We start from the raw sequence: 23316 nt of genomic DNA on the forward strand, positions 1-23316 counted from the left end.
CGCGAGGGTGGTCACCGGGATGCCTTTCAGGAGCCGAGCGAACTGAGGACGGCGCGGCGCAGCGCCACACGGGCCGGATCGTCGAAGGCCGCACGGTCACGGGGGCGCGGCACCTCGCGCACGGCGGAAACCCGCCCCGAACCGAGCAGGGCCACACGGTCACCGAGGAAGAGGGCCTCGTCCACGTCGTGCGTGACGAACACGACGGTCGCGCCCGTGCCCCGCAACACCTCCACCAGCAGGTCCTGCATGCCGGACCGGGTCTGCGCGTCGAGGGCACCGAAGGGCTCGTCCATGAGGACCGCGCGCGGACTGTCCGCCAAGGCCCGGGCCAACTGGGCGCGCTGGCGCTGCCCACCGGACACCCGGTGCGGCAACTGCCCGGCCTGCTCGCTCAGTCCGACCCGCGCGAGCCACGCCTCGGCGCGGGAACGACGCTCCGCGCGCGCAGCGCCCCTGATGGCCAGCGGGAGTTCGACGTTTCCGCGCAAGCTGCGCCAGGGCAGCAGCGCGTCTTCCTGGAAGACCAGCGCACGGTCCGCCGACGGCCCGGTCAGCGGGCCGCCGTCCACCTCGGCCGTGCCGCCCAACGGCGGCAGCAGCCCGGCGAGCGTCCGCAGCAGTGTCGACTTGCCGCAGCCGGACGGGCCGACGACGGTGAGGATCTCGCCGGGAGCGACCTCCAGGTCGACGCCTGACAGGACCGGCGCGTCCGGGCGGCCGAGGACGGCGGAGCGGAAGGCGAGCCGGGTGCCGCGCACGCCTTCCGGCGCCGGCGCGACGGGAGCGGTGACGGTCTCAGACGAGGTGCTCATCACGGGCCTCCTCGGTGTGCTTCTGGCCCTGCTGTTCGGACTGGGCCTGCTGCTCGGGCTCGCCGCCGGGACGGGCGGGGACGGCGAGCGGCCGGCGCGCGCGGGTACGCCCTCCGGGGACGTACGAGGTGCGGGGCAGCCAGCGGGTCAGCCGGCGGCCGAGGAGTTCCACGGCCGTGGAGGTGATCCAGCCGAGCACGCCGATCGTGACCATGCCGACGAAGACACCGGGGTAGTTCACCACCGTGTAGTCCTGCCACGTGCGGTAGCCGACCCCGTACTGGCCGGAGATCATCTCGGCGGAGATCACGCAGATCCACGACACACCGATGCCCACCGACAGCCCGCCGAAGATGCCGGGCAGGGCGCCCGGCAGCACGACCGAGCGAAGGATCCGGAGCCGGCTGCCGCCCATGGTGCGCACCGCCTCCTCCCAGACGGGAGTCAGCGCGCGGACCGCGTGCCGGGTGGAGACCAGCACCGGGAAGAAGGCGGCGGTGCAGGTGATGAAGACGATGCCTTGCTCGTTCGAGGGGAACAGCAGGATCGCGACCGGGACGAGGGCGATGGCCGGGATCGGCCGGACGACCTCCAGCACCGGCCCGAGCAGGTCCTCGGCCAGGGGGGAGCGGGCCACGAGCACGCCGGTCGCGACGCCGAGGACGGCCGCCAGCGCGAAGCCGGTCAGGATGCGGGTGAGGCTGTCGGTGAGGTCGGTCCAGTAGTCGTCGCCGGAGAGCCGGTCGGCGAAGGCGCGGGCCACGTCGGTGACCGTCGGGAACTGCGAGAACCGCAGCCACAGGTCAACCTTGAGGCTGGTCAGCAGCTGCCACGCGCCGAGGGCGGCGGCCAGGGACGCCGCCCGCAGCGCATACCGGGTCAGGGGCCGGCGGGTCATGAGGCCCGCTCCAGGGCCTCGCGGTACGACACCGTGCGAGCGCCGCCGTGCGCGGTGAGGTAGTCCTGCGCGGCGGCCGGGGTGACGAAGGGCAGCAGCCGGTCGCCGTCGGCCACCCAGACCGCCTTGTCGGCGAACCAGAGGGTGCCCGTGGTCGCGTCGGGCACGTAGGCGGCGCGGACGCCGTCCTGGTGTGCGGCCAGGTAGGCCAGCAGTTGCTTCGGCGACTTGTAGGAGAGGGTCTTCTCGCCGCCCTTGGGCCACACCTCGCTCGCGGCCGGCGGGGGCGGTGTGGTGAGCCGCTTGGTGTATGACGTGCCGAGGGCCTTCTTCACGTACTGGTCGTCGACGAAGGAGTCCACGTCGATGTCGCCGGTCAGCTTGGCGGACTTCAGCACGGACACGTCCTGTTCGAGGGCGGAGACGAGCTGGGGGCTGAGCGCCGGGTTGAACGTGGCGATGCCGTGGGCGCCGTTGTACAGGTAGACGACCTCGGCGGGCAGGCCGGTGGCCTCGGCGACCTTCTCGGCCGCGGTGACGGGATGGCCGTTGAGGTAGTCCGTCGCCTGGGCCTGCGCCTTGAGGAAGGCTTCCAGGACGGCCGGGTGCCGGCGGGCGAAGTCCTCGCGGGCGGTCACGCCGTGGAACGTGGGCAGATTCAGCTGGGCGCCGTCGTACAGGGCCTTGGCCTTGCCCTGGAAGGCGAGCAGACCCGGCCAGGCGACGAACTGGGACAGCGCGTCCACGCTGCCGGCCGACAGCGCCGAAGCGCCCACCGCGGGCTGCTGGTTGAGCTTGGAGGCACCCTTGTCCGGGTCGATGCCGGCTCGCTGCAGGGCCCGTACGAGGGTGCCGTCGGCGGCCGAGCCGACGCTCGTGGAGACCTTCTTGCCCTTGAGGTCCTTCAGGGACGTGAGCGTGGAGTCCGGCGCGGTGACGATGGTGTTGAGTCCGCCGCGCAGGTTGTAGCCGGTGGCGGAGACCAGGTGGGTCGGTCGGCCCAGTTGCTTGCCGCGGGCCGCGTTGAGCAGCAGCGGGAAGTCGCCCATCGAGCCGATGTCGATCTTCCCGGCGGTCATCTGGGCGGTGATCGGGGCGCCGGTGGCGTAGTCCTGCCAGTCGACCTTGTAGGTGTGGCCGTCGTGCAGGGAGTTGAGCTGCTTCTCGAAGTATCCGAGAGAGCGCAGCAGGGTGCCGGCGGTGACGGTGTTGATGGTCTTGGACTGGTAGCCGACGGTCACGGTGACCGTGGAGCCGCTGCCCGCCTCGGCGCTGCCGCCGCACGCGGACAGAGGGAGCAGGAGTGTGGCGGCGGACAGGGCGACTGTCGTGCGTTTCATGATGGGTGTACCTCTCACCGCAGCAGGTAGGGCATGTTGACCGTGACGGCTCCGGTGGGGCAGCGGGCCGCGCAGGGGCCGCAGTACCAGCACTCGTCGACGTGCATGTACGCCTTGCCGCTGCTCTCGTCGATGGCGAGGGAGTCCAGCGGGCACATGTCCACGCAGAGGGTGCAGCCGTCGATGCACTTCGACTCGTCGATGGTCACGGGCACGTCGGCCCGCTGGGGCGCCAAGGGCATGGCTGTCTCCAGGGAATGTGCAGGCGGGGGCGGTTACGACCGGTGCAGCAGGCCGCTCATCGTGATGCGGTCGCCGCGGAAGCGGATGAACTCCAGGTCGACGGGACGGCCGTCGGCGAGGTGCGTGAGGCGCTCCAGCATCAGTACGGCGGCGCCGCGCGGGGCCTGGAGTACGGCCGCGGAGTGGGCGTCCGCGTTCACCGCCTCCAGGGTGATCTCGGCGTGGCCGAGACGCAGGCCTGTGATGGCTTCCAGGAGGCGGAAGACATCGGTGTTCTCCAGGTCGGCGCCGAGCAGGGCGGTACCGATGTCGAGCGGGATGTAGGTGAGGTCGAGGGAGAGCGGGAGGCCGTTCAGGCGGCGCAGGCGTTCGATGTACAGGACGTCGGCGCCGGCCGGAACGCGGAGGCGTTCGGCCACGGGGGCGGGTGCGGGAGCGGGGCCCATGGTGCGGACCTCGTTGGTGACGCGGCCGTGTTCGCGGAGGGTTTCCGCGAGGCCCATCAGACGGTCGAGCCCGTGCGGGTATTTCCGGGCGACGACGACGGTGCCGACTCCGGGCAGCCGGTCCACCAGGCCCTCGGCCCGGAGCAGGTCCAGGGCTTGGCGGACGGTGTTGCGGGAGGCGCGGTAGTCGGTGGCGAGGGTGGACTCGTGGGGAAGGGTGCCGTCCTGGAAGGCGCCGGTGAGGATCTGGCGGCGTAGCAGGTCGGCGAGCTGCCGGGCCCGGTCCGCACGCAGCCGGCGCCGTGCGCGGTGGGCGGCGACGGTGCTCGCGGCGCCCTGCCCGGCATGGTCTCGGGGGCGGTCGGTGGGTGGCATGGCTGGAACCATACCTAGGTGGTAGGGAATGGTGTGTTGCTGGAGTGTTGCGCCAGGTGCGGCCACCGGGGGAAAGTCGCTGAGCTGGGCTTTTCCGTCCGGCGGGGCAAGATCTGCCACCCGGCGGGGGCGGTCAGGACAGTGCCGTCAGCCCCGGGGCGAAGGTGATCAGCAGCGGCAGCAACGGCACCAGCGCGGCCACCGTCGTCGTCAGGGCCCGGTGCCGGAGCAGCAGCCGCGGCGGCGGTTCCAGCAGGCGGTCGACGCGCTCGCCCAGGAGGCGGCGGCTGGAGTCGCAGGAGAGGACGCCCCGGTGCTGGTTCAGCTCGATCAGCGCGAGGGCCGTGGTGAGGTGCCCGCAGCGCCGGGACGCCGTGTCGTCGGCGGCCAGCTCGACCAGGCGGTGCGTCTGGTCGCAGAAGTGGGCGAAGAGCGGCACGCGCGGGAAGCCGGTGGCGAGTGCGGTGGACAGGTGCAGCAGCCAGTCGTGGTGGGCGCGCGCGTGTCCGCGCTCGTGGGTGAGGACGGCGTCCAGCTGGAGGTCGGTGAGGCGGTGCAGCGCCCCTGTGGTGACGACCAGTTGCGGCGGGTGGCCCGGCATCCACCAGGCGTCCGGGTACTCGTCCTCCAGCACCAGCATCGGCCCGCGTGCCGCGGGCAGCCCGGCCGGCAGCTCGGGGGCGCGCTCGCGCAGGTGCGCCCGGGCCTGGCCGCGGCTGCGGCGGGCCTCGACGAGTTCCCGGGCCAGCATCGCCGTCGTCCAGGCCGCCCCGCAGGCCAGCAGCATGGTGAGCACGGCGGCCCACACGGGCGCGGTGGACAGGTCGTACGCGGCGGTGACGGCGGGCGGGGCGGGTGCGAACACGTGGTCGCGGACGGTGTGGAAAACGGCCGCCGCGCCCAGGACCAGTGCGGTCAGGCAGCACAGCAGGACGGTGGCGACCAGGCACTGCCACACCCACAGCGCCACCACGGGTTCCCGCTCGGGCCAGGCGGCACGGGTCAGCGCGCGCGGCGCCGGTACGGCGGCCGTCAGGGCGACGACGCTCAGCAGGAGCAGGCAGACGGTCATGCCGGGGCTCCGGTTCCTGATCGGAGAGGTGTGCGGGTGTCGGTGGTGCCGGGCACGCGTCACACGACGGCGGCTCGCGCGTGGTGCGTGTCCCCGTCAGTATGACGAAGACCGGCGCCCCGAGTCAGGTGTCGGCGACGATCCCGCCACACCGCGGCACGCGCGCGGGCGAAGCCGCGGAGACCGGGTGCCGACAGTGCCGGCGTCGCACCGGCACGCGCGTGTGGCCGATTCCCGCAGCACCACGCGCGCGTGCCAGGGCGGCCACCGGCACCCAGGGCCCTTGCCGCGCGGTCACTGCCGCAGCGCCCCGCGCACCGCCCCGAGCGTCTCGTCCTCGGTCGCTCCCAGGGCCCGTGCCTGGGTGACGAAGGTCCTGGCCAGCGCCGCGAGTTCGGCGGGGTCGGGGCGGTGCGTGCCGGTCGGCGGGACCGCCACGCGCGTTCCCGCGCCGCGCCGGGTCCGGATCAGCGAGGCCGCCTCCAGTTCGCGGTAGGCGCGGGCGACCGTGCCCGCCGCCAGACCGAGGTCGGCGGCCAGCTGCCGCACCGGCGGCAGGCGTTCGCCCTCCCGCAGCCGGCCGGTGCTGATGAGCGCGGCGAGCTGGGCGCGGATCTGTTCGTAGGGTGGTACGGGACTGGTGGTGTCGACCCGTACGGCGGCGCTGCTCACCGGCGGTCCCCGGGGGCCGGCCGCCGCGTCCGCCCGCCGTGCCCCGCGCCGGCGGCGCGCCGGGGCCAGGAGGCCCGCGGCGAGCACACGGTGACCAGCATCCACGGCACGGTCACCAGGGCCACCGCGGCCAGCGGCCACAGCACCCAGTTGGCCACGGTCCCCACCGCTCCGTCGCACGTGACGCTCATCAGCGCGCCGGACGCCGTGGAGGCGGCCCCCAGCAGGGAGGCGGACACGACGAGGCCCCAGGCCGCGACGACGGCCAGGCTGCGGTCGCGGCGGGACTGTTCGTCGCCTGGGCGGGTGGCGATCCGCCGCAGGGACCAGCCGCAGGCGGCCGTGGCGACGGCGAGGGAGCCCAGCATCGGCAGGGCGTAGTGCGAGCCCGGCCAGGGGCCTGCGGACTGGGACAGCAGGCGGGAGCCCGTCGCGTCGGCGGCCCGCGCGCAGTGCACGGTCAGGGACCGGCCCGCGCGCCCCAGGTCGTCCGGCGAGGCGACCGCGCTCGCGACCGCGAGCAGCAGGACGAGCGCGCCCGCCAGGGCGAGGAGCAGCGCGGTCATCCGGGGCGGGACGTGGTCGCGGACGCGGCGCGGGGCGAGGCCGGCCGTGCGGACGGCGCCGCGGGCCTGCGGGGTCAGGGCGTCGCCCGCCAGGACGCCGGCCACCGTGCACAGCCCGAAGGCGGGGATGGCGTACAGGACTCCGTCGCCGCCCGCCCGCAGGGTCAGCCATCGCTCGGCCAGTGCGCCGACGAGCAGACCGGTCCAGCGGGCGTACCGGTCGACCGGTGCGCGGGACGCCGGAACGGTGGCGCTCAGTTCGGTCTCACTCATGACAAACCCCTCTGACAGCACACTCTTGTACTCACCGCTTGTATCAAGCGGCGAGTACAAGATGGCGGTCACAGACGAATTGTGTCAACTGCTTGCTACAAGCGGTCCGGAGGTCCAGTCGCCACGGGACGGACCTCGGGTCACCCCGCGACGACCCGCCCGCTCACCTCGCCCAGCCCCACCCGGCGCCCGTCCGCGCCGGGGGCCCACGCCGACAGCGTCACCACGTCCCCGTCCTCCAGGAACGTCCGCTTCCCGTCGGGAAGTTCGAGGGCGTCGCGGCCGTTCCAGGTCAGCTCCAGCAGCGAGCCGCGCTGGCCTTCGGCCGGGCCGCTGACCGTGCCCGAGCCGTACAGGTCGCCCGTGCGCAGCGAGGCGCCGTTCACCGTCATGTGGGCGAGCTGCTGGGCGGCGGTCCAGTACATGGTGGAGAACGGCGGCTCGGAGACCACGTGACCGTTGATCGCGACGGAGATGCGCAGGTCGTAGCCGCCGGGCTCCGCGCCGGGCGCCGAGTCGTCCAGGTAGGGCAGCAGCGGGTGCGTGCGCTCGGGGGGCGCCACGCGCGCGTGCTCCAGCGCTTCCAGCGGGGTGATCCACGCCGACACCGAGGTCGCGAAGGACTTGCCGAGGAACGGGCCGAGCGGGACGTACTCCCAGGCCTGGATGTCCCGCGCGGACCAGTCGTTCAGCAGGCACAGCCCGAAGACGTGCTCCCGGAAGTCGCCGAGCGCGACCGGGCTGCCCAGCCGTGACGGCACGCCCACGACGAAGCCGACCTCGGCCTCGATGTCCAGCCGCACCGACGGACCGAAGACGGGCGCGGGGTCGCCCGGGCCCTTGCGCTGCCCGGACGGCCGTACGACGTCCGTGCCGGAGACCACGACCGTGCCGGAGCGGCCGTGGTACCCGATCGGCAGGTGCTTCCAGTTGGGGGTGAGGGAGTCCTCGGCGTCCGGGCGGAAGATCTGGCCGACGTTGCGGGCGTGGTTCTCCGAGGCGTAGAAGTCGACGTAGTCCGCGACCTCGAAGGGCAGGTGCAGCGTCACCTCGGACAGCGGGTGGAACAGCGGCTCCACGGCCTCGCGGTGGGCCGGGTCCGTGACCCAGGCGGTGACGGCACGCCGTACGTCGGACCAGGTGGCACGGCCGGCGGCCAGCAGCGGGTTGAGGGTGGGCCGGGCGAGCAGCGCCTGGTGGGGCGAGCCGAGCGCGGCGGCCGCGGCGCCCGCGTCGAGGACGTGGTTCCCGAGCCGGACGCCGATCCGCCGCTCCGTGCTGCCGGAGGGCGAGAACACGCCATAGGGGAGGTTGTGCGGACCGAAGGGGTCGCCCTCGGGGACGTCGAAGGGGGGCATGGGGTGCTGCCTCACTCTCATCGGGCCATGCATGGCACTGCGTTCCATGTGGTCGGGCCACACGTTACGACCCACTCGCGTGTCTTGGGCAGTGCCTCACGTGGTGATCGAAAGGTCGCTCGCTCAGCGCCTAAAGAGTCGTTGATGTCCTGACAAGACATGTTTGAGCGGTTGATTATGGCTTGGCGCCCCTTCGGGCGGCCGGAGCCGAGGTGCGTCCTGCACCTCGGCCGGAGCCGAGGTGCAGGACGGCAGTCCCGTGCTCACCGTCCCACCTGGCGAAGCACCCGGCCGCGGCCCAGGGTTGGCCCGGGTCCCGCGGCGGCAGCGCCATCGGGGCGTCTGCGCAGGCGACTTGGGGCGCACCAGTACGCAAGTGCGTGGATCGGCCCGTGAGTCGGCGGGGCGCGGTGTCCGTATTCTCTGATCATGGCACCCACCCCGGCATATGCACTCATCGCCACCGACCTGGACGGCACGCTGCTGCGCGGCGACGACACCGTCTCCGACCGGTCGCTCGCCGCGCTCGCGCGGGTGGCACGGGCCGGCGCCCGGCATCTGGTGGTGACGGGCCGCCCGGCCCCGCGGGTACGGCCGCTGCTCGCGGACCTCGGCTGCACGGGGCTCGCGGTGTGCGGGCAGGGAGCACAGGTCTACGACGCCGGCACCGACCGCCTGCTGTGGTCGGTCCGGCTGGACCGGGAGCTGGCCGAGACCGCGCTCGGCAAGATCGAGGCGGAGGTGGGGCAGGTCTACGCGGCGGTCGACCAGGACGGCGTCGACGGGCTCACGCTCATCGAGCCCGGCTACCGGATGCCTCATCCGACGCTGCCCGCGGTGCGCGTCGGCCGGCGCGACGACCTGTGGGCGAAGCCCATCAGCAAGGTGCTGCTGCGGCACGCCACCCTGTCCGACGACGAGTTGGCGGCGGTGGCGCGCGCGGCGGTGGGCTCGCTGGCGACGGTCACCATGTCCGGGCCGGGCACCGTGGAGCTCCAGCCCGGCGGGGTGACGAAGGCGACCGGACTGGCGCTGGCCGCCGAGAGGCTGGGGATCGGCGCCGACCGGGCCATCGCCTTCGGCGACATGCCCAACGACATCCCGATGTTCGACTGGGCGGCGCGTGGTGTCGCCATGGCCGACGCGCACCCCGAACTGAAGGCGGTGGCCGACGAGGTCACCTTGTCGAACGAGGACGACGGCATCGCCGTCGTCCTCGAAAGACTCTTCCCGACCGACTGACCGGGACGTCAGTGGCGCCGGCCGCGGACCCGGTCCGGAACCGGTCAGTACGCGCCGAACACGTTGTCGATCGACCCGTACCGCGCGGCCGCGTAGTTGCAGGCGGCGGTGATGTTCGCGACCGGGTCGTAGATGTTGAACGACGTTCCGGCGACGTGGTACGCGTTGAACGTCGGGTCGATCACCTGGAGCAGGCCCTTGGACGGGATGCCCTTGGCGGCGTTGGAGTCCCAGAGGTTGATGGCGTTCGGGTTGCCCGAGGACTCGCGGATGATGTTGCGGTAGATGCCGTTGTAGGTGCCCGGGATGTGCTTCTCGGCCATGATCGCGAGCGACTCGCGGATCCAGCCGTCCAGGTTGTTGGGGTATCCGGCGGTGGTGGTGGCGGCCGTCGTGGTGGTGCCGGTGGCCGCGGAGGCGCTGGTCGCGCCGATGAGCGGCAGGGCGAGGACGGCGGCGCCGGTGCCGGCGGCGACGAGGGTACGGACGAGGCGGCTGTTGCGGGTGCGGCGGGGCTGAGCGGCAGCAGACATGGGGGTGTTCCTCTCCGGCGCCTGCGGGGTGAGCTGTCGGGTTCGGGCGGGAGGTGCCCGGCCGTGCCCTGGAGGAGGCACGGCTTAACCCCGAGCCGTCCCGGTGCGGCGTGTGCCGTCCGGCCCGGCGACTTACCTGGGTCCCCCGCTCCTGCCGTACGAATGAGTTCGTCGATGGGTTACGCGGGCGGCGGCAGGATTCGGCGTCCGCCCGACGGCCCGGAACGTATGCGAGAGCACATGTCGGGAACAAGTACTGGATTCACACAACATGCGATTTGACCTTGATCGATGCTGTATGAGGTGCTTGATCCTTTGCGGTTGCCAATCCTCAACTCGCCGACAGGACAAGGGCTCCCAGGGCTTGTTGAGGGGGGAGCGGGCAGACGGGGAGCGTGAGCCAACTCACGAAATGGCAAACTATTTCAAATCAGACATGAGGGATTAGGGCGATTAAGGCGGGAAGTCGGAGTGATGGTGGAACCTGGGGTGCGGTGTCCGTCGTTGTCGTAATGGCCGGCACGGAACGGGGGTGGCGAGAAAGGTGCGGAGGGGACACGACGGAATGTCCGGATTTCCGTTAAGTCGATAAATGTCCATCATTAACATGTGATCACCTGTATGTCGGTTGTGGTCCGGTACCGCCCAGGCTGGACCGGTGGGCGCTATCGGTGATCGAACAGGGACCGGATACGCTGACTTGAGTGAGGGCAGCGACCTATCGACAAACCGTGTAATCGCCAGCAGACACCAGCAGACAGGAGACCCCTCGTGACCGTCGTCGGGCCGTTCGGGCTGAGCGTGCGGGACCAGGCTCTGGAAGCCGATGTCCAGGCCGGATTGGCGGCTGTCGAGGAAGGCTTGCTCGAAGCCACCAAGAGCGAGGTCCCGTTCATCACGGAGGCCGCGCAGCACCTCGTACGGGCCGGAGGGAAGCGTTTCCGGCCACTCCTCGTCATGCTCGCGGCCCAGTTCGGCGACCCTTACGCGCCCGGCGTCGTGCCGTCGGCCGTCGTCGTGGAGCTGACCCACCTGGCCACGCTGTACCACGACGACGTCATGGACGAGGCGGCCGTACGGCGGGGCGTGGACAGCGCCAACACGCGCTGGGGCAACTCCGTCGCGGTCCTCACCGGCGACTTCCTGTTCGCCCGCGCCTCCCAGATCCTCGCCGACCTCGGCCCCGAGGCGGTCCGGGTGCAGGCCCTGGCGTTCGAGCGGCTGGTCACCGGCCAGATCCTGGAGACCGCGGGTCCCTCGGACGGCCGCGACCCGGTCGAGCACTACCTGGACGTGCTCGGCGGCAAGACGGGCTCCCTGGTGGCGGTGTCGTGCCGGTTCGGCGCGATGATGTCCGGTGCGGACGAGAGGGTCGTCGACGTGCTCACCCAGTACGGCGAACGGCTCGGGGTCGCCTTCCAGCTCGCGGACGACGTCCTGGACATCGCCTCCGACTCCCACGAGTCCGGCAAGACCCCGGGCACCGACCTGCGCGAGGGCATCCCCACCCTGCCGGTGCTCCGGCTGCGGGAGCGGGCCGCCCGGCTGGGCCTGCCCGAGGACGTCGCGCTGTGCGAGCTGCTCGACTCCGACCTCAGTGACGACGCCCGGCACGCCGAGGCGCTGGCCGCGCTGCGCGCGCACCCCGCGCTGGAGCAGGCCCGCCGGGACACCGTGCGGTACGCGGAGGAGGCGCGGGCCGCGCTCGCCCCGCTGCGCGAGTGCGACGCCAAGGCGGCGCTGATCGAGCTGTGTGACGCGGTCGTGCACCGCGCCGGCTGACCCGGCCGGACCCCGTCCGGGCGGCGGCGCCCGGCACGACCCCTACGGGTCGGGTGGAGATGCCGCCGTCGTGTGTCATACCGCAGGCGTACACGGAGTTGGCTCCGAGGTCTGACGCTTCCTCACGGCCGATTTGGTCAGATGGACACCACGGAAATCACCACTCCTCACCGATTCGGGTGAGAATGGCGGCTCAGGTGGACCAGCGGACCAGCGTGAGGACAGCCGCCGCCGACGACGGAGGTAAGGCACACATGGCACCGTACGAATCCGACGACGCAGTGGGCGCCGCGCGGGACGAGAACCCGCGCTCCGGCCGGCGCAAGGCCGCCCGGTACGCCGTGCCGGTCGCGGTGGTGGGGGTGGCGGCGGCCACGATCGGGCTGGTCCCGGCGCTCGCGAACTCCGGCGACCCCGACCTGCCGAAGATCACCGCACAGCAGCTCATCGAGAAGATCGCCAAGTCGGACGTGCAGCAGCTGTCCGGCACCGTGAAGGTCAGCACCGACCTCGGCCTGCCCGACCTCGGCGGCCTGGAGGACGGCCTGCTCTCCGGGGCGGGCCGGGGCGGCTCCGGCGACGACTCCGCCGCCGACCCGCAGGCCAAGCTCACCGAACTGGTCTCCGGCACGCACACCCTGCGCGTCGCCGCCGACGGCCCCGACCGGCAGAAACTGTCCCTCCTGGAGCGCGGCGCCGAGTACAGCCTGATCCACGACGGCAAGGACGTCTGGGGCTACGACAGCAAGAGCAACCAGGTTCACCACTCCACCGTGGCCGGCCCCGGCAAGCACCGCCGGGCCGAGCCGCCGGCCACCCCGAAGGACTTCGCCGACGAGGCCCTGAAGGCGGTGGACGACACCACGTCCGTCACCGTCGACGGCACCGCGCAGGTCGCCGGGCGCGACGCCTACAAGCTGCTCATCCAGCCCAGGCAGTCCGGCACCACGGTCGGCGCGATCAGCATCGCCGTCGACGCGAAGACGGGCCTGCCGCTGAAGTTCACGCTGACCCCGAAGAGCGGCGGCGCCGCCGTGCTCGACGCCGGCTTCACCCAGGTCTCCTTCGCCCAACCGGCCGCCTCCACCTTCGACTTCACCCCGCCCAAGGGCGCGAAGGTCACCGAGGAGAAGGACGGGGCCGAGGCACCCGAGCACGCCCCGAGGCACGGCGCAGGCCTCCCCGGAGGTCTGGAGGGCAGGGACGGGCTGAAGGTGCTCGGCAAGGGCTGGACGTCGGTCGCCACCTTCGACACCGGCGCCAAGGGCGGCCTGCCCACCGGTTCCCGGGGCGGCGACCTCGGCGGCTTCGTCGGCTCGCTCGGTGAGAAGGCCTCCGGGAAGTTCGGCAAGGGCATGGTCTTCTCCACCCGCCTGGTCAACGCACTGATCACCGACGACGGCAAGGTGTACGCCGGCGCGGTGACCAAGGAGGCCCTGGTGAAGGCGGCCGACGCCGGGAAGTGACCCTCCGGCACGACGAATCGGATGAACCGAGGGGGAGCCGATGGCCGAACCGTCCGCCACGCAGCCGGACCCGGGGGACGCGCCGGAGCGTGACCCCGGGGACGCGCGGGACGGCGTGATCGCCACGCGCGGTCTCACCAAGCGCTACCGCGGCGGACAGCTCGCCGTGGACGGTCTCGACCTGACCGTCCCGGCGGGCAGCGTCTTCGGCTTCCTCGGCCCGAACGGCTCGGGCAAGACCACCACGATCCGCATGCTGATGGGCCTGATCGAGCCGACCGCGGGCACCGCCCGGGTGCTCGGCCGGCCCATGCCCCGGGCGGCCCGTACGGTCCTTCCGCAGGTCGGCGCGCTCATCGAGGGCCCCGCCCTGTACGGCTTCCTCTCCGGCCGGGACAACCTGCTGCGCTACGACGCCGCCGACCCGACCGCCGATCCGCGCACCCGGCGCGCCCGCGTCGCCGCGGCACTGGACCGGGTGGGCCTCGCGGCCGCCGCGGGCAAGAAGGCGAAGGCGTACTCGCTCGGCATGAAGCAGCGCCTGGGGCTGGCCGCCGCGCTGCTCCAGCCCCGCAGACTGCTCGTCCTGGACGAGCCCACGAACGGCCTCGACCCGCAGGGCATGCGGGAGATCCGCACCCTGATCAGGGAGCTGGCCGCCGACGGTACGACGGTCTTCCTCTCCTCCCACCTCCTGGACGAGATCGAGCAGGTGTGCACCCATGCGGCGGTCATGGCGCAGGGCCGGCTCGTCACCCAGGGCTCGGTGGCCGAGCTGGCGGCCGGGGCGCGCGGCCGGCTGGTGGTGACCACCCCGGACGGGGCGGAGGCGGCCCGCGTGCTGAAGGAACTGAGGGTCGGGGACGTGACCGCCGACGGTGACCGGATCACCGGCGAACCACCCGAACGGGACCTCGCCGAGGTGACCGTGGCCCTGGTCACCGCGGGCGTCCGCGTCCGGGGCCTGACGCTCGAAAGGGCGTCGCTGGAGGACGCGTTCGTGGCACTGACGGGGGAGGGTTTCGATGTCGCGGGCTGACGTGCTCCAGGCGGGCGCCGCGCGCCGGCCGAACCCCCTGTGGACCCTCGGACTGCTGCGCAGCGAGCTGGTCACCACCGTCCGCCGCTGGCGCACGCTCGCCCTGCTCGGGGTGCTCGCCGCGGTGCCGGTGCTGGTCGGGATCGCGGTGCGGATCGAGACGCGGGGCGGCGGGACGGTGGGCGGGGGGAACGGCGAGGGACCGGCGTTCATCACGCAGATCACCAACAACGGGCTGTTCCTGGTGTTCACCGCGCTCGCCGCGACCCTGCCGTTCTTCCTGCCGATGGCGGTCGGCGTCGTCGCGGGCGACGCGCTCGCCGGGGAGGCGGGCGCGGGCACCCTGCGCTACCTGCTGGTCGCCCCGGCCGGCCGCACCCGGCTGCTGCTCACCAAGTACGCGACCGTGCTGGCGTTCTGTCTGCTGGCCACCCTGGTCGTCACCGTCTCGGCGCTGCTCGTCGGCGCGCTGCTCTTCCCCATGGGCGAGCTGACGACGATCTCCGGCACCCGGATCGGCTTCGCCGAGGGGCTGGGCCGCGCTCTGCTGATCGCCCTGGTCGTCGCGGGCTCACTGGTCGGTGTGGCGGCCCTCGGCCTGTTCGTGTCGACCCTCACCAACAGCGGTATCGCGGCGATGGCGACCACGGTCGGGCTGCTCATCACCGTGCAGATCGTCGACCAGATACCCCAGCTGCACGCGCTGCAGCCCTACCTGTTCCCGCACTACTGGCTGTCCTTCGCCGACCTGATGCGCGACCCCGTCTACTGGGACGACCTGGTGAAGAACCTCGGCCTCCAGGCGCTGTACGCGGCCGTGTTCGGCTCGGCGGCCTGGGCGCGGTTCACGGCGAAGGACATCAGCGCCTAGCCGCCTGTTACGCGGTCTCGTACGGGAAGCGGGCGAGGGGCGCCTCCTGGGTGAAGAACGTCTTCGCGCGGGTCAGCGCCTCTGTGTCCTCCAGGACGTCGCCGGGCCCGCTGCCGTTGCCCAGCAGCACCCCGCCGAAGCGCATCTTCAGGTAGGCGGCCGAGTTGTTGAGCGTGCCCGTGTACGGATCGGCGACGGACGGCTCGCGGTCCGCCAGGGCGGCGACGCCCCAGAGGGTGCGGCCGGCCATCGTGGCCTTGAAGTCGATGCCCGGGGTGCGCAGCCAGGCCGACCAGTAGTCCAGGTAGCGCTTGGTGAGGCTGGACACCGAGTACCAGTACAGCGGCGAGGCGATCACGATGTCCGTCGCCGCGAGCGTGGCGTCCAGCAGCAGGCCGGTGGCGGTGTCCGACGGCGGCCGTGTGTGGTCGCTGTCGTGGCGCAGGTCCGCGAAATCGGGCAGCGGGTGGTCGGCGAGGCGGATCCACTGCTGCTCGGCCGCCGGGGGCAGCTGCTCGGCGGCCGAGCGGGCCAGCAACTCGGTGTTGCCGTCCCGGCGGGCGCTGCCCAGGACGAAGAGGAAGCGGCGGTTCATGGGTCCCCCAGGTGTGTGCTGTCGTACCACTAAAGGCACCTGCATTTTATGCATATGCAAGTAAATCGCGCCAGTGGGTCCAGGGTACGGCTGGTGCGAGGCTGTGACGTCGCGGTGACGCGGAGGCCGGGGCGGAGGCGACACACTGGTGGCAGGACGCGTACGACCGGATCGCGGCGCCAGGGGAGTGAGGGACACCGATGGCTGGACTCAGCTTCGAGAAGAAGCGGGCACCGCGGCCCGTGGAGCACCCGGCGGCGGTGCCCGTCCGGGTGCTCGGCGCGGACTCCGCTTCGGTGGGCGGGACGCCGGTCGTGGCGGCGCCGGGCGAGGAGATCCAGCAGGCCGTCCTGAACCACCTCCAGCGCCTGGCCATCAGCCTCGGTACGCCCATACGAGCGACCATCCACGACGACCGCGCGGGCTGTGTCGTCCCCCTGGAGGTCGCGGCGGACGGCTCCAGCCGGATGACGGGGGAGCCGGTGCGGCTGGCCGCCCCGGCCCGGCGACCGGGCGCCGTGCCGCCGGGCACCGTGCAGGCCCCGACCGGGCAGTTCGGGCCGGCGCCCGTGATGACCGAGGCCACCGCGGACACGCACACCCCCGCCGCTCCGACCTCTGCTGCCCCGGCCGTCGCTCCGACTCCTGCCGTCCCGCCCCCAGCCGTCCCGCTCCCCACGGCCCCGGCCCCGGCTGCGGCCGTACCGTCGGCACCCCTCACCGCCGTGCCGTCGGACCCTGTCGCCCCCGTCACCACCGCAGCCCCGACCCCGGCCCGTGGGTTCGACGCGGTCGCCGAGGAGGTGCTCGGGGACGGGCCGCTGACCGAGACCGCCGAGGGCGCGGAACTGCTGAGCGAGCCGATGGGCCGTATCAACGAGGCCGTGCGGGCGGGCCGGATCGACGCGGCGGCGGAACTGGCCGACCGGACCCTCGCCGAGGCGTCCGCCGTGTTCGGCCCGGGCCACGCCGAGGTGCTGCACCTGCGCGAACTGTCCGCCTACATCGCCTACCTGGCCGGTGACCCGGTCCGCGCCTTCCGGCTCTCCCTGGACCTCGCCCGGCTGCGGCGCCAGGCCCGGGACGGGGAGGCCGCCTACGGCAACGTGCAGAGCGCGGCCACCGCGTGGCGTGCGGTGCGCGACCCGGAGGAGGGGCTGCGGCTCGGCCGCGACCTGATCGACCTGTGGACGGACCTCAGCGCCGAGCCGGGTCCCGCCGCGGACGACCCGCGCCCGCTGGAGTCCGCCCGTGCCCGCATGGTCCGGCTGACCGACCGCGCGGCCAGGGCGGCGGCGCAGGCGTGACCGGCACGCGCGCGTGAGACGCGCCTACTGCACGCAGAACTCGTTGTCCTCCGGGTCGGCCATCAGCACCCACCGGCCCGCGGGCTCCTGCACCTCCCGCAGCACCCGCGCGCCCAGCGCCTGAAGGCGTTTCACCTCGTCCGCGCGCCGCTCGGGGCCGGCGTGGAGGTCGAGGTGGAGCCGGTTCTTCCCGGTCTTCGGCTCCGGCACCCGCTGGAACAGCAGCCGCCGTCCGAGTCCGGTGCCGGTCTCGGGGTCGTACGGGTCGTCGGGGTGCCGTACGGCGATCAGGTCACGGAAGGCCGCCCGCCCGTGGTACTCGACGGTGGCCTCCCCGGACAGCGCGCCGGCGGACAGCAGCCGTTCGACGAGGGCGCTGTTGTCCTCGGCCGTGTAGTGCAGCGCGGCGGCCCAGAAGTCGGCCTGTGTGTGCGGGTCGGCGGCGTCGATGACGAGCTTCCAGTGCAGCGGGGCGGGTGCCGGTGTGGTCATGGGTCCACTTATAGCCGGAGCCGGCGGCGGAAGGGCCCGCTCGGTCTGCTCGCCCCGCTCCCCTGCTCGCCATGTCGGCCCGCCGCTGCCCGCTCAGCTCGCTCGGCCCCGTCGGACGCCAGACGCCAGACGCCAGACGTCAGACCTCAGACATCCGCCCGAGCCGAAGCGGGCGTCTCGACGGTGCGGGCCACCGGTACGGCGATCCGTGCCGGCCGCCGCGCGGCGCGCAGCGCGTCGCCCGTGAGCAGGATCAGCGCGAGCCAGACCAGCGCGAACCCGGCCCACCGCTCGGGCGGCATGGCCTCGTGGAAGTAGAGGATGCCGAGCAGGAACTGGAAGAGCGGGGCCAGGTACTGCAGCAGGCCCAGGGTGGACAGCGGCACGCGGATCGCCGCCGCGCCGAAGCAGACCAGGGGGAGGGCGGTGACGATGCCGGTGGAGGCGAGCAGGGCGGCGTGTCCGGTGCCGCCGTTCACGAAGCTGGCCTCGCCGTGCGCGGTCAGCCACAGCAGATAGCCGAGCGCCGGCAGGAACTGGATCGCGGTCTCGGCGGCCAGCGACTCGACGCCGCCGAGGTCGACCTTCTTCTTGACCAGCCCGTAGACGGCGAAGGAGAAGGCGAGACAGAGGGAGATCCACGGCGGGCGGCCGTAGCCGATCGTCAGCACGAGGACGGCGGCGAGGCCGATCCCGACCGCCGCCCACTGCACGGGCCGCAGCCGTTCCTTCAGGATCAGCACGCCCATCGCGATGGTGACCAGCGGGTTGATGAAGTAGCCGAGCGAGGCCTCGACGACGTGCCCGGCGTTCACCGCCCAGATGTAGACGCCCCAGTTCACGGTGATGACGCCGGCCGCCACGGCGACGAGGCCGAGCCTTCGCGGCTGGCGCAGCAGCTCCCCGGCCCAGGCCCAGCGCCGTACGAAGAGCAGCGCGGCGGCGACGAACACCAGGGACCACATCATGCGGTGGGCCAGGATCTCCGCGGCACCGGCCGGCTTGAGCAGCGGCCAGAACAGGGGGACCAGCCCCCACATCCCGTAGGCGGCGAAACCGTTCAGCAGGCCTATGCGGTGCTCACCATCGGACGTACCGGCCACGGCCCCTCCTTCTCGCGCGCGCCCGCCCTGGACGCACGAGGACGACGGTAGCGCCGCAGGCCACCGGCTGTCATGCCCGTATCGCCATACGGTCATGACAGTCGGGGTACCGGCGGGTGTCAGCCCTTCAGCGCGGCCGTGACGGCCTGGGCCAGCGGTGTGGTAGGGCGGCCGATGAGCCGGGACAGGTCTCCGGAGGAGACGACCAGCTCGCCCTTCTCGATCGAGGCGTCCACGCCCGCCAGCATCCCGGCCAGCGGCGCGGGCAGCCCGGCGCCGGTCAGGATGCCGGTGAGGGCCTCCACCGAGACCGCGTTGTAGACGATCTCCCTGCCGGTCTGCCGGCTCAGCTCGGCCGCGTACTCGGCGAAGCTCCACGCCTCGTCGCCGCCCAGCTCGTACGTGGTGTTCTCGTGACCCTCGCCGGTCAGCACCGCGACCGCGGCGGCGGCGTAGTCGCCGCGGGAGGCCGAGGAGACCCGGCCGTCGCCGGCGGCCTGGACGACCGCGCCGTGCTCCAGCACCGGCGCCAGGTTCTCCGTGTAGTTCTCGTGGTACCAGCCGTTGCGCAGCAGGCTGTAGGGCAGGCCGGAGGCGAGCAGCACCTCCTCGGTCGCCCGGTGGTCGTCCGCCAGCGCGGCCGTCAGGCCGCCCGGGGCGCTGGTGTAGGCGAGCAGCGCCACGCCGGCCGCCCTGGCCGCCTCGATGACGACGGTGTGCTGCCCCACCCGCCCCTTGTCGAACTCGTTGCCGGAGATCAGCAGCACCTTGTCGCCGGCGGCGAACAGGCCGTCGAAGGTCTCGGGGGCGTTGTAGTCGGCGACGGCAAGCTTCACCCCGCGGGCGGCGAGGCCGGCGGCCTTCGCCTCGTCGCGCACGACGGCGGTGACCTGCTCCGCGGGGACCTTCTCCAGCAACTGCTCGACGACGTGGCTGCCGAGGTGCCCGGTGGCTCCGGTGACGACGATGCTCATGGTGCTCAACTCCTTGTCGGTGGGTATGTCGCTCACCCTAGGAGCGGCACTAACCAAGCGAAAGTACCCACTTTGAAGTAAGGTACTGTCATGTCGGTAAGCAAGAACGTGGCGGACGCCGAGGCCCTGTGCCCCTATCGCCTCGTCCTGGAGCACGTCACCAGCCGCTGGGGTGTCCTCGTCCTCATCGAGCTGCTGGAACGCCCGTACCGGTTCAGCGAGCTGCGCCGGGCGATCAGCGCCTACGGCGGCCGGGGCGTCAGCGAGAAGATGCTCACCCAGACCCTCCAGACCCTGGAGCGCGACGGCCTGGTCCACCGGGACGCCAAGCCGGTCATCCCGCCCCGCGTCGACTACTCGCTCACCGGACTCGGCCGCGAGGCGGCGCAGCAGGTCAGGTCCCTCGCCCAGTGGACCCACGACCGCATGGGCGAGGTCGAGAAGGCCCGCCGGGTCTACGACGAGAGCCGCCGGCCCCACGACGAGAGTCGTCGCGCGGACGGCGGCCCCCAGATGGACGGCGGCCTCCAGGCGGACGACAGGCCCCGGGCGGACGACGAGGCCCGGGACATCCGGTCCCGGGCCTCGTGATCACAGGCGGACGGACGGGCTAGCCGACGACCGTCCAGGTGTCCCCGCCGGCCAGCAGCGCGGCCAGGTCGCCCTTGCCCTTCTGCTCGATCGCGGTGTCGAGCTGCTCGGCCATCTGGGTGTCGTACACCGGCCGTTCGACGGAGCGGAACACTCCGATCGGGGTGTGGTGCAGGGTGTCCGGGTCCGCCAGCCGGGACAGCGCGAAGGCGGTGGTCGGGGACGCGGCGTGGGCGTCGTGCACCAGGACGTCCGCCTCGTTCTCCGGGGTCACGGTCACCACCATCAGATCGCCGGTCTGCCGGTCGCGGACGACGCCTCTCGCCCCGTCCGGTCCGAAGCGGATCGGCTGCCCGTGCTCCAGCCGGATCAGCGCCTCCTCGGACCGCTGCTTGTCCTTCAGGGCGTCGAACGCGCCGTCGTTGAAGATGTTGCAGTTCTGGTAGATCTCGATCAGCGCCGTGCCCGGGTGGTCGGCGGCGGCCCGCAGCACCTCGGTCAGGTGCTTGCGGTCGGAGTCGATCGTGCGCGCCACGAAGGACGCCTCCGCGCCGATCGCCAGCGACACCGGGTTGAACGGCGCGTCCAGCGAGCCCATCGGCGTCGACTTGGTGATCTTGCCGACCTCGGAGGTCGGCGAGTACTGGCCCTTGGTCAGGCCGTAGATCCGGTTGTTGAACAGCAGGATCTTCAGGTTGACGTTGCGCCGCAGGGCGTGGATCAGATGGTTGCCGCCGATGGACAGCGCGTCGCCGTCGCCGGTGACGACCCACACGCTCAGGTCCCGGCGGGAGGAGGCCAGGCCCGTCGCGATGGCGGGGGCGCGGCCGTGGATGGAGTGCATCCCGTAGGTGTTCATGTAGTACGGGAAGCGGGAGGAACAGCCGATGCCGGAGACGAAGACGATGTTCTCCCGCGCCAGGCCCAGTTCCGGCATGAAGCCCTGCACGGCCGCGAGGATCGCGTAGTCACCGCAGCCCGGGCACCAGCGCACCTCCTGGTCCGACTTGAAGTCCTTCATCGACTGCTTGGCCTCGGCCTTGGGGACCAGCTGCAGCAGCCCGTTGGTTGCGTCAGTCATCGATGGCCTCCTTCAGCGCCGCGGCGAGCTGCTCCGCCTTGAACGGCATGCCGTTGACCTGGTTGTAGGAGTGGGCGTCGACCAGGTACCTCGCCCGGACGAGGGTGGCGAGCTGCCCGAGGTTCATCTCGGGGATCACCACCTTGTCGTAGCCCTTCAGCACCGTGCCGAGGTTGCGCGGGAAGGGGTTGAGGTGGCGCAGGTGGACCTGGGCGATCGACTCGCCGGCCGCGCGCAGCCGCCGTACCGCCGCCGTGATCGGGCCGTAGGTCGAACCCCAGCCGAGGACCAGCGTCCGCGCGCCGTCCGGGTCGTCGACCTCGGCGTCGGGGACGTCGATGCCGTCGACCTTGGCCTGCCGGGTGCGGACCATGAAGTCGTGGTTGGCCGGGTCGTAGGAGATGTTGCCCGTGCCGTCCTGCTTCTCGATGCCGCCGACGCGGTGCTCCAGGCCCGGGGTGCCCGGGATCGCCCACGGCCGGGCCAGCGTCTGCGGGTCCCGCTTGTACGGCCAGAAGACCTCGGTGCCGTCCTCCAGCGTGTGGTTCGGGCCGGAGGCGAACTGCACCCGCAGGTCGGGCAGCTCGTCCAGGTCCGGGATGCGCCACGGCTCCGAGCCGTTGGCCAGGTAGCCGTCCGACAGCAGCATCACCGGCGTGCGGTACGTCAGCGCGATCCGGGCCGCCTCCAGAGCGGCGTCGAAACAGTCGCCCGGGGTGCGCGGGGCGACCACCGGCACCGGCGCCTCGCCGTTGCGGCCGTACATCGCCTGGAGCAGGTCGGCCTGCTCGGTCTTGGTCGGCAGCCCCGTCGACGGTCCGCCGCGCTGGATGTCCACCACCAGCAGGGGCAGCTCCAGCGACACCGCGAGACCGATCGTCTCCGACTTCAGCGCCACGCCCGGCCCCGAGGTCGTCGTCACCGCCAGCGAGCCGCCGAACGCCGCGCCCAGCGCCGCGCCGATGCCCGCGATCTCGTCCTCGGCCTGGAAGGTGCGTACGCCGAAGTTCTTGTGCTTGCTCAGCTCGTGCAGGATGTCCGAGGCCGGCGTGATCGGGTAGGACCCCAGGAACAGCGGCAGATCCGCCTGCCGGGACGCCGCGATCAGGCCGTAGGCCAGGGCCAGGTTGCCGGAGATGTTGCGGTAGGTGCCGACCGGGAAGGCCTTGGCGGCCGGCGCGACCTCGTAGGAGACCGCGAAGTCCTCCGTCGTCTCGCCGAAGTTCCAGCCCGCCCGGAACGCGGCGATGTTGGCCTCGGCGATCTCCGGCTTCTTGGCGAACTTCGACTTCAGGAACTTCTCGGTGCCCTCGGTGGGCCGGTGGTACATCCAGCTCAGCAGGCCCAGCGCGAACATGTTCTTGCTGCGCTCGGCCTCCTTGCGGGAGAGGTCGAACTCCTTCAGCGCCTCCACGGTGAGCGTGGTCAGCGGCACCGGGTGGAGGTTGTAGCCGTCGAGCGAGCCGTCCTGGAGCGGATCGCCGGCGTAGCCGACCTTCTGCAGGGCGCGCTTGGTGAACTCGTCGGTGTTGACGATGATCTCGGCGCCGCGCGGGAGGTCGCCGATGTTGGCCTTCAGGGCGGCCGGGTTCATCGCGACCAGGACGTTCGGCGCGTCACCCGGGGTGAGGATGTCGTGGTCGGCGAAGTGGAGCTGGAAGGACGAGACACCCGGCAGGGTGCCGGCGGGGGCGCGGATCTCGGCAGGGAAGTTCGGCAGGGTGGAGAGGTCGTTGCCGAACGAAGCGGTCTCCGAGGTGAACCGGTCACCGGTGAGCTGCATGCCGTCACCCGAGTCCCCCGCGAACCGGATGATCACCCGGTCCAGGCGGCGCACGTCCTTCGTGCCGCCCGGTTTGCGCTGCTCTCCCACGACGGTTCCGTCGGTCTGCTCCGCTGGGCTGCTGACCTGGCTGGTCACTGAACTGGACCTCCTTCGAGGCGGCTGTCCGGGGCCTGGTCGTCCCACGGACCATCCCAGGATCAACCCTACGTCGGTTAGGGTCGCCTTCCCGAGGTCATCCGTGGATTGGACGAATTCGAGACGGCCTGTCGCGCTGCGTTCACATGATGTCCCGCATCGCCGGGGCGCCGGTCAAGGCGCTCCCCGCGCGTTCGCAGGTTCTCTCCTCCGGCCGCCATCCGGGCACTGACACCCCCTGCGGCCCCCTCCGCTCTCCCG

General features: G+C 72.2%; 22 protein-coding genes, 1 pseudogene and 1 riboswitch. Of the genes and pseudogenes, 7 read left to right on the forward strand and 16 right to left on the reverse strand.

All coding sequences use genetic code 11. From position 1 onward, the window contains the following. Nucleotides 1–26: 26 nt before the first annotated feature. The 9 genes from S1361_RS23040 to fahA form a co-directional block, all read right to left on the reverse strand. A complete protein-coding gene (locus S1361_RS23040) occupies nucleotides 27–815 on the reverse strand; it encodes an ABC transporter ATP-binding protein (RefSeq protein ID WP_208033695.1) in 789 nt (262 codons plus the stop codon). Then, nucleotides 799–1713 carry an ABC transporter permease gene (locus tag S1361_RS23045; RefSeq protein ID WP_243769269.1) on the reverse strand — a complete coding sequence of 305 codons (915 nt, stop codon included), beginning with the start codon at nucleotides 1711–1713 and terminating at the stop codon, nucleotides 799–801. The genes S1361_RS23040 and S1361_RS23045 overlap by 17 nt, the downstream gene beginning before the upstream one ends. After that, a complete protein-coding gene (locus S1361_RS23050) occupies nucleotides 1710–3053 on the reverse strand; it encodes an ABC transporter substrate-binding protein (RefSeq protein ID WP_208033696.1) in 1344 nt (447 codons plus the stop codon). The genes S1361_RS23045 and S1361_RS23050 overlap by 4 nt, the downstream gene beginning before the upstream one ends. Nucleotides 3054–3067: 14 nt before the next feature. Continuing rightward, on the reverse strand, nucleotides 3068–3295 hold the full coding sequence (locus S1361_RS23055; RefSeq protein ID WP_030347217.1) for a 4Fe-4S dicluster domain-containing protein: 228 nt from the start codon (nucleotides 3293–3295) through the stop codon (nucleotides 3068–3070). 33 nt (nucleotides 3296–3328) lie between these two features. Then, nucleotides 3329–4117 (reverse strand): GntR family transcriptional regulator, encoded by a 789-nt coding sequence (locus S1361_RS23060; protein ID WP_208033697.1) that lies wholly within the window; start codon nucleotides 4115–4117, stop codon nucleotides 3329–3331. Between the two features lie 133 nt (nucleotides 4118–4250). After that, nucleotides 4251–5189 (reverse strand): M56 family metallopeptidase, encoded by a 939-nt coding sequence (locus S1361_RS23065; protein ID WP_208033698.1) that lies wholly within the window; start codon nucleotides 5187–5189, stop codon nucleotides 4251–4253. Nucleotides 5190–5483: 294 nt separating this feature from the next. Continuing rightward, complete coding sequence (locus tag S1361_RS23070) at nucleotides 5484–5861, reverse strand: GntR family transcriptional regulator (protein ID WP_208033699.1); 378 nt, start codon at nucleotides 5859–5861, stop codon at nucleotides 5484–5486. Next, the gene (locus S1361_RS23075) at nucleotides 5858–6700 is read right to left on the reverse strand and encodes a hypothetical protein (RefSeq protein ID WP_208033700.1); all 843 of its coding nucleotides are present in this window, start codon (nucleotides 6698–6700) and stop codon (nucleotides 5858–5860) included. The genes S1361_RS23070 and S1361_RS23075 overlap by 4 nt, the downstream gene beginning before the upstream one ends. 140 nt (nucleotides 6701–6840) lie before the next feature. Then, nucleotides 6841–8058, reverse strand: a complete 1218-nt coding sequence (gene fahA, locus S1361_RS23080) for a fumarylacetoacetase (RefSeq protein ID WP_208033701.1) — start codon at nucleotides 8056–8058, stop codon at nucleotides 6841–6843. Between the two features lie 429 nt (nucleotides 8059–8487). Between fahA and S1361_RS23085 the strand changes: the two genes are divergently transcribed. After that, nucleotides 8488–9300, forward strand: coding sequence for an HAD family hydrolase (locus S1361_RS23085; RefSeq protein WP_208033702.1), 813 nt, complete (start codon nucleotides 8488–8490; stop codon nucleotides 9298–9300). Between the two features lie 44 nt (nucleotides 9301–9344). Here S1361_RS23085 and S1361_RS23090 read toward each other — a convergent pair whose 3' ends face one another. Continuing rightward, the gene (locus S1361_RS23090) at nucleotides 9345–9833 is read right to left on the reverse strand and encodes a transglycosylase SLT domain-containing protein (RefSeq protein WP_208033703.1); all 489 of its coding nucleotides are present in this window, start codon (nucleotides 9831–9833) and stop codon (nucleotides 9345–9347) included. A gap of 5 nt (nucleotides 9834–9838) precedes the next feature. After that, a riboswitch (cyclic di-AMP (ydaO/yuaA leader) is annotated at nucleotides 9839–10017 on the reverse strand. A gap of 587 nt (nucleotides 10018–10604) precedes the next feature. Between S1361_RS23090 and S1361_RS23095 the strand changes: the two genes are divergently transcribed. The 4 genes from S1361_RS23095 (at nucleotide 10605) to S1361_RS23110 (ending at nucleotide 14991) form a co-directional block, all read left to right on the forward strand. Beyond that, nucleotides 10605–11615 carry a polyprenyl synthetase family protein gene (locus tag S1361_RS23095; protein WP_208033704.1) on the forward strand — a complete coding sequence of 337 codons (1011 nt, stop codon included), beginning with the start codon at nucleotides 10605–10607 and terminating at the stop codon, nucleotides 11613–11615. Between the two features lie 254 nt (nucleotides 11616–11869). Continuing rightward, nucleotides 11870–13081 carry a LolA family protein gene (locus S1361_RS23100; protein ID WP_208033705.1) on the forward strand — a complete coding sequence of 404 codons (1212 nt, stop codon included), beginning with the start codon at nucleotides 11870–11872 and terminating at the stop codon, nucleotides 13079–13081. Between the two features lie 40 nt (nucleotides 13082–13121). Beyond that, complete coding sequence (locus tag S1361_RS23105) at nucleotides 13122–14120, forward strand: ABC transporter ATP-binding protein (protein ID WP_208033706.1); 999 nt, start codon at nucleotides 13122–13124, stop codon at nucleotides 14118–14120. Continuing rightward, complete coding sequence (locus S1361_RS23110) at nucleotides 14107–14991, forward strand: ABC transporter permease (protein ID WP_208033707.1); 885 nt, start codon at nucleotides 14107–14109, stop codon at nucleotides 14989–14991. The genes S1361_RS23105 and S1361_RS23110 overlap by 14 nt, the downstream gene beginning before the upstream one ends. A gap of 7 nt (nucleotides 14992–14998) precedes the next feature. On the opposite strand, the gene S1361_RS23115 is transcribed toward S1361_RS23110, so the two are convergent. Then, entirely contained in the window at nucleotides 14999–15586 is a 588-nt protein-coding gene (locus S1361_RS23115; RefSeq protein ID WP_208033708.1) for a flavodoxin family protein, read from the reverse strand. Between the two features lie 200 nt (nucleotides 15587–15786). Here S1361_RS23115 and S1361_RS23120 point away from each other — a divergent pair, with 200 nt between their 5' ends. Then, complete coding sequence (locus S1361_RS23120) at nucleotides 15787–16893, forward strand: hypothetical protein (RefSeq protein WP_243769270.1); 1107 nt, start codon at nucleotides 15787–15789, stop codon at nucleotides 16891–16893. A 24-nt stretch (nucleotides 16894–16917) separates the two neighbouring features. Here S1361_RS23120 and S1361_RS23125 read toward each other — a convergent pair whose 3' ends face one another. The 3 genes from S1361_RS23125 to S1361_RS23135 all read right to left on the reverse strand — a co-directional run bounded on the left by S1361_RS23125 (nucleotide 16918) and on the right by S1361_RS23135 (nucleotide 19462). Beyond that, a complete protein-coding gene (locus tag S1361_RS23125; RefSeq protein WP_208033709.1) occupies nucleotides 16918–17385 on the reverse strand; it encodes a VOC family protein in 468 nt (155 codons plus the stop codon). A 146-nt stretch (nucleotides 17386–17531) separates the two neighbouring features. Further along, entirely contained in the window at nucleotides 17532–18488 is a 957-nt protein-coding gene (gene rarD, locus S1361_RS23130; protein ID WP_208033710.1) for an EamA family transporter RarD, read from the reverse strand. Between the two features lie 119 nt (nucleotides 18489–18607). Further along, nucleotides 18608–19462: an SDR family oxidoreductase gene (locus S1361_RS23135; RefSeq protein WP_208033711.1), complete on the reverse strand. Its 855-nt coding sequence runs from the start codon at nucleotides 19460–19462 to the stop codon at nucleotides 18608–18610. Between the two features lie 90 nt (nucleotides 19463–19552). On the opposite strand from S1361_RS23135, the pseudogene S1361_RS23140 reads away from it, so the two are divergent. Continuing rightward, nucleotides 19553–19933, forward strand: a pseudogene (locus S1361_RS23140) (winged helix-turn-helix transcriptional regulator); the annotation flags it as partial. Nucleotides 19934–20072: 139 nt separating this feature from the next. Here S1361_RS23140 and S1361_RS23145 read toward each other — a convergent pair. After that, nucleotides 20073–21134 carry a 2-oxoacid:ferredoxin oxidoreductase subunit beta gene (locus S1361_RS23145; protein WP_208033713.1) on the reverse strand — a complete coding sequence of 354 codons (1062 nt, stop codon included), beginning with the start codon at nucleotides 21132–21134 and terminating at the stop codon, nucleotides 20073–20075. Continuing rightward, nucleotides 21127–23055, reverse strand: a complete 1929-nt coding sequence (locus S1361_RS23150; RefSeq protein WP_208033714.1) for a 2-oxoacid:acceptor oxidoreductase subunit alpha — start codon at nucleotides 23053–23055, stop codon at nucleotides 21127–21129. Before S1361_RS23150 ends, S1361_RS23145 begins: the two co-directional genes overlap by 8 nt. Nucleotides 23056–23316: the final 261 nt, after the last annotated feature.

Origin of the sequence: Streptomyces cyanogenus (assembly GCF_017526105.1) — a bacterium.
GTDB lineage: Bacteria > Actinomycetota > Actinomycetes > Streptomycetales > Streptomycetaceae > Streptomyces > Streptomyces cyanogenus.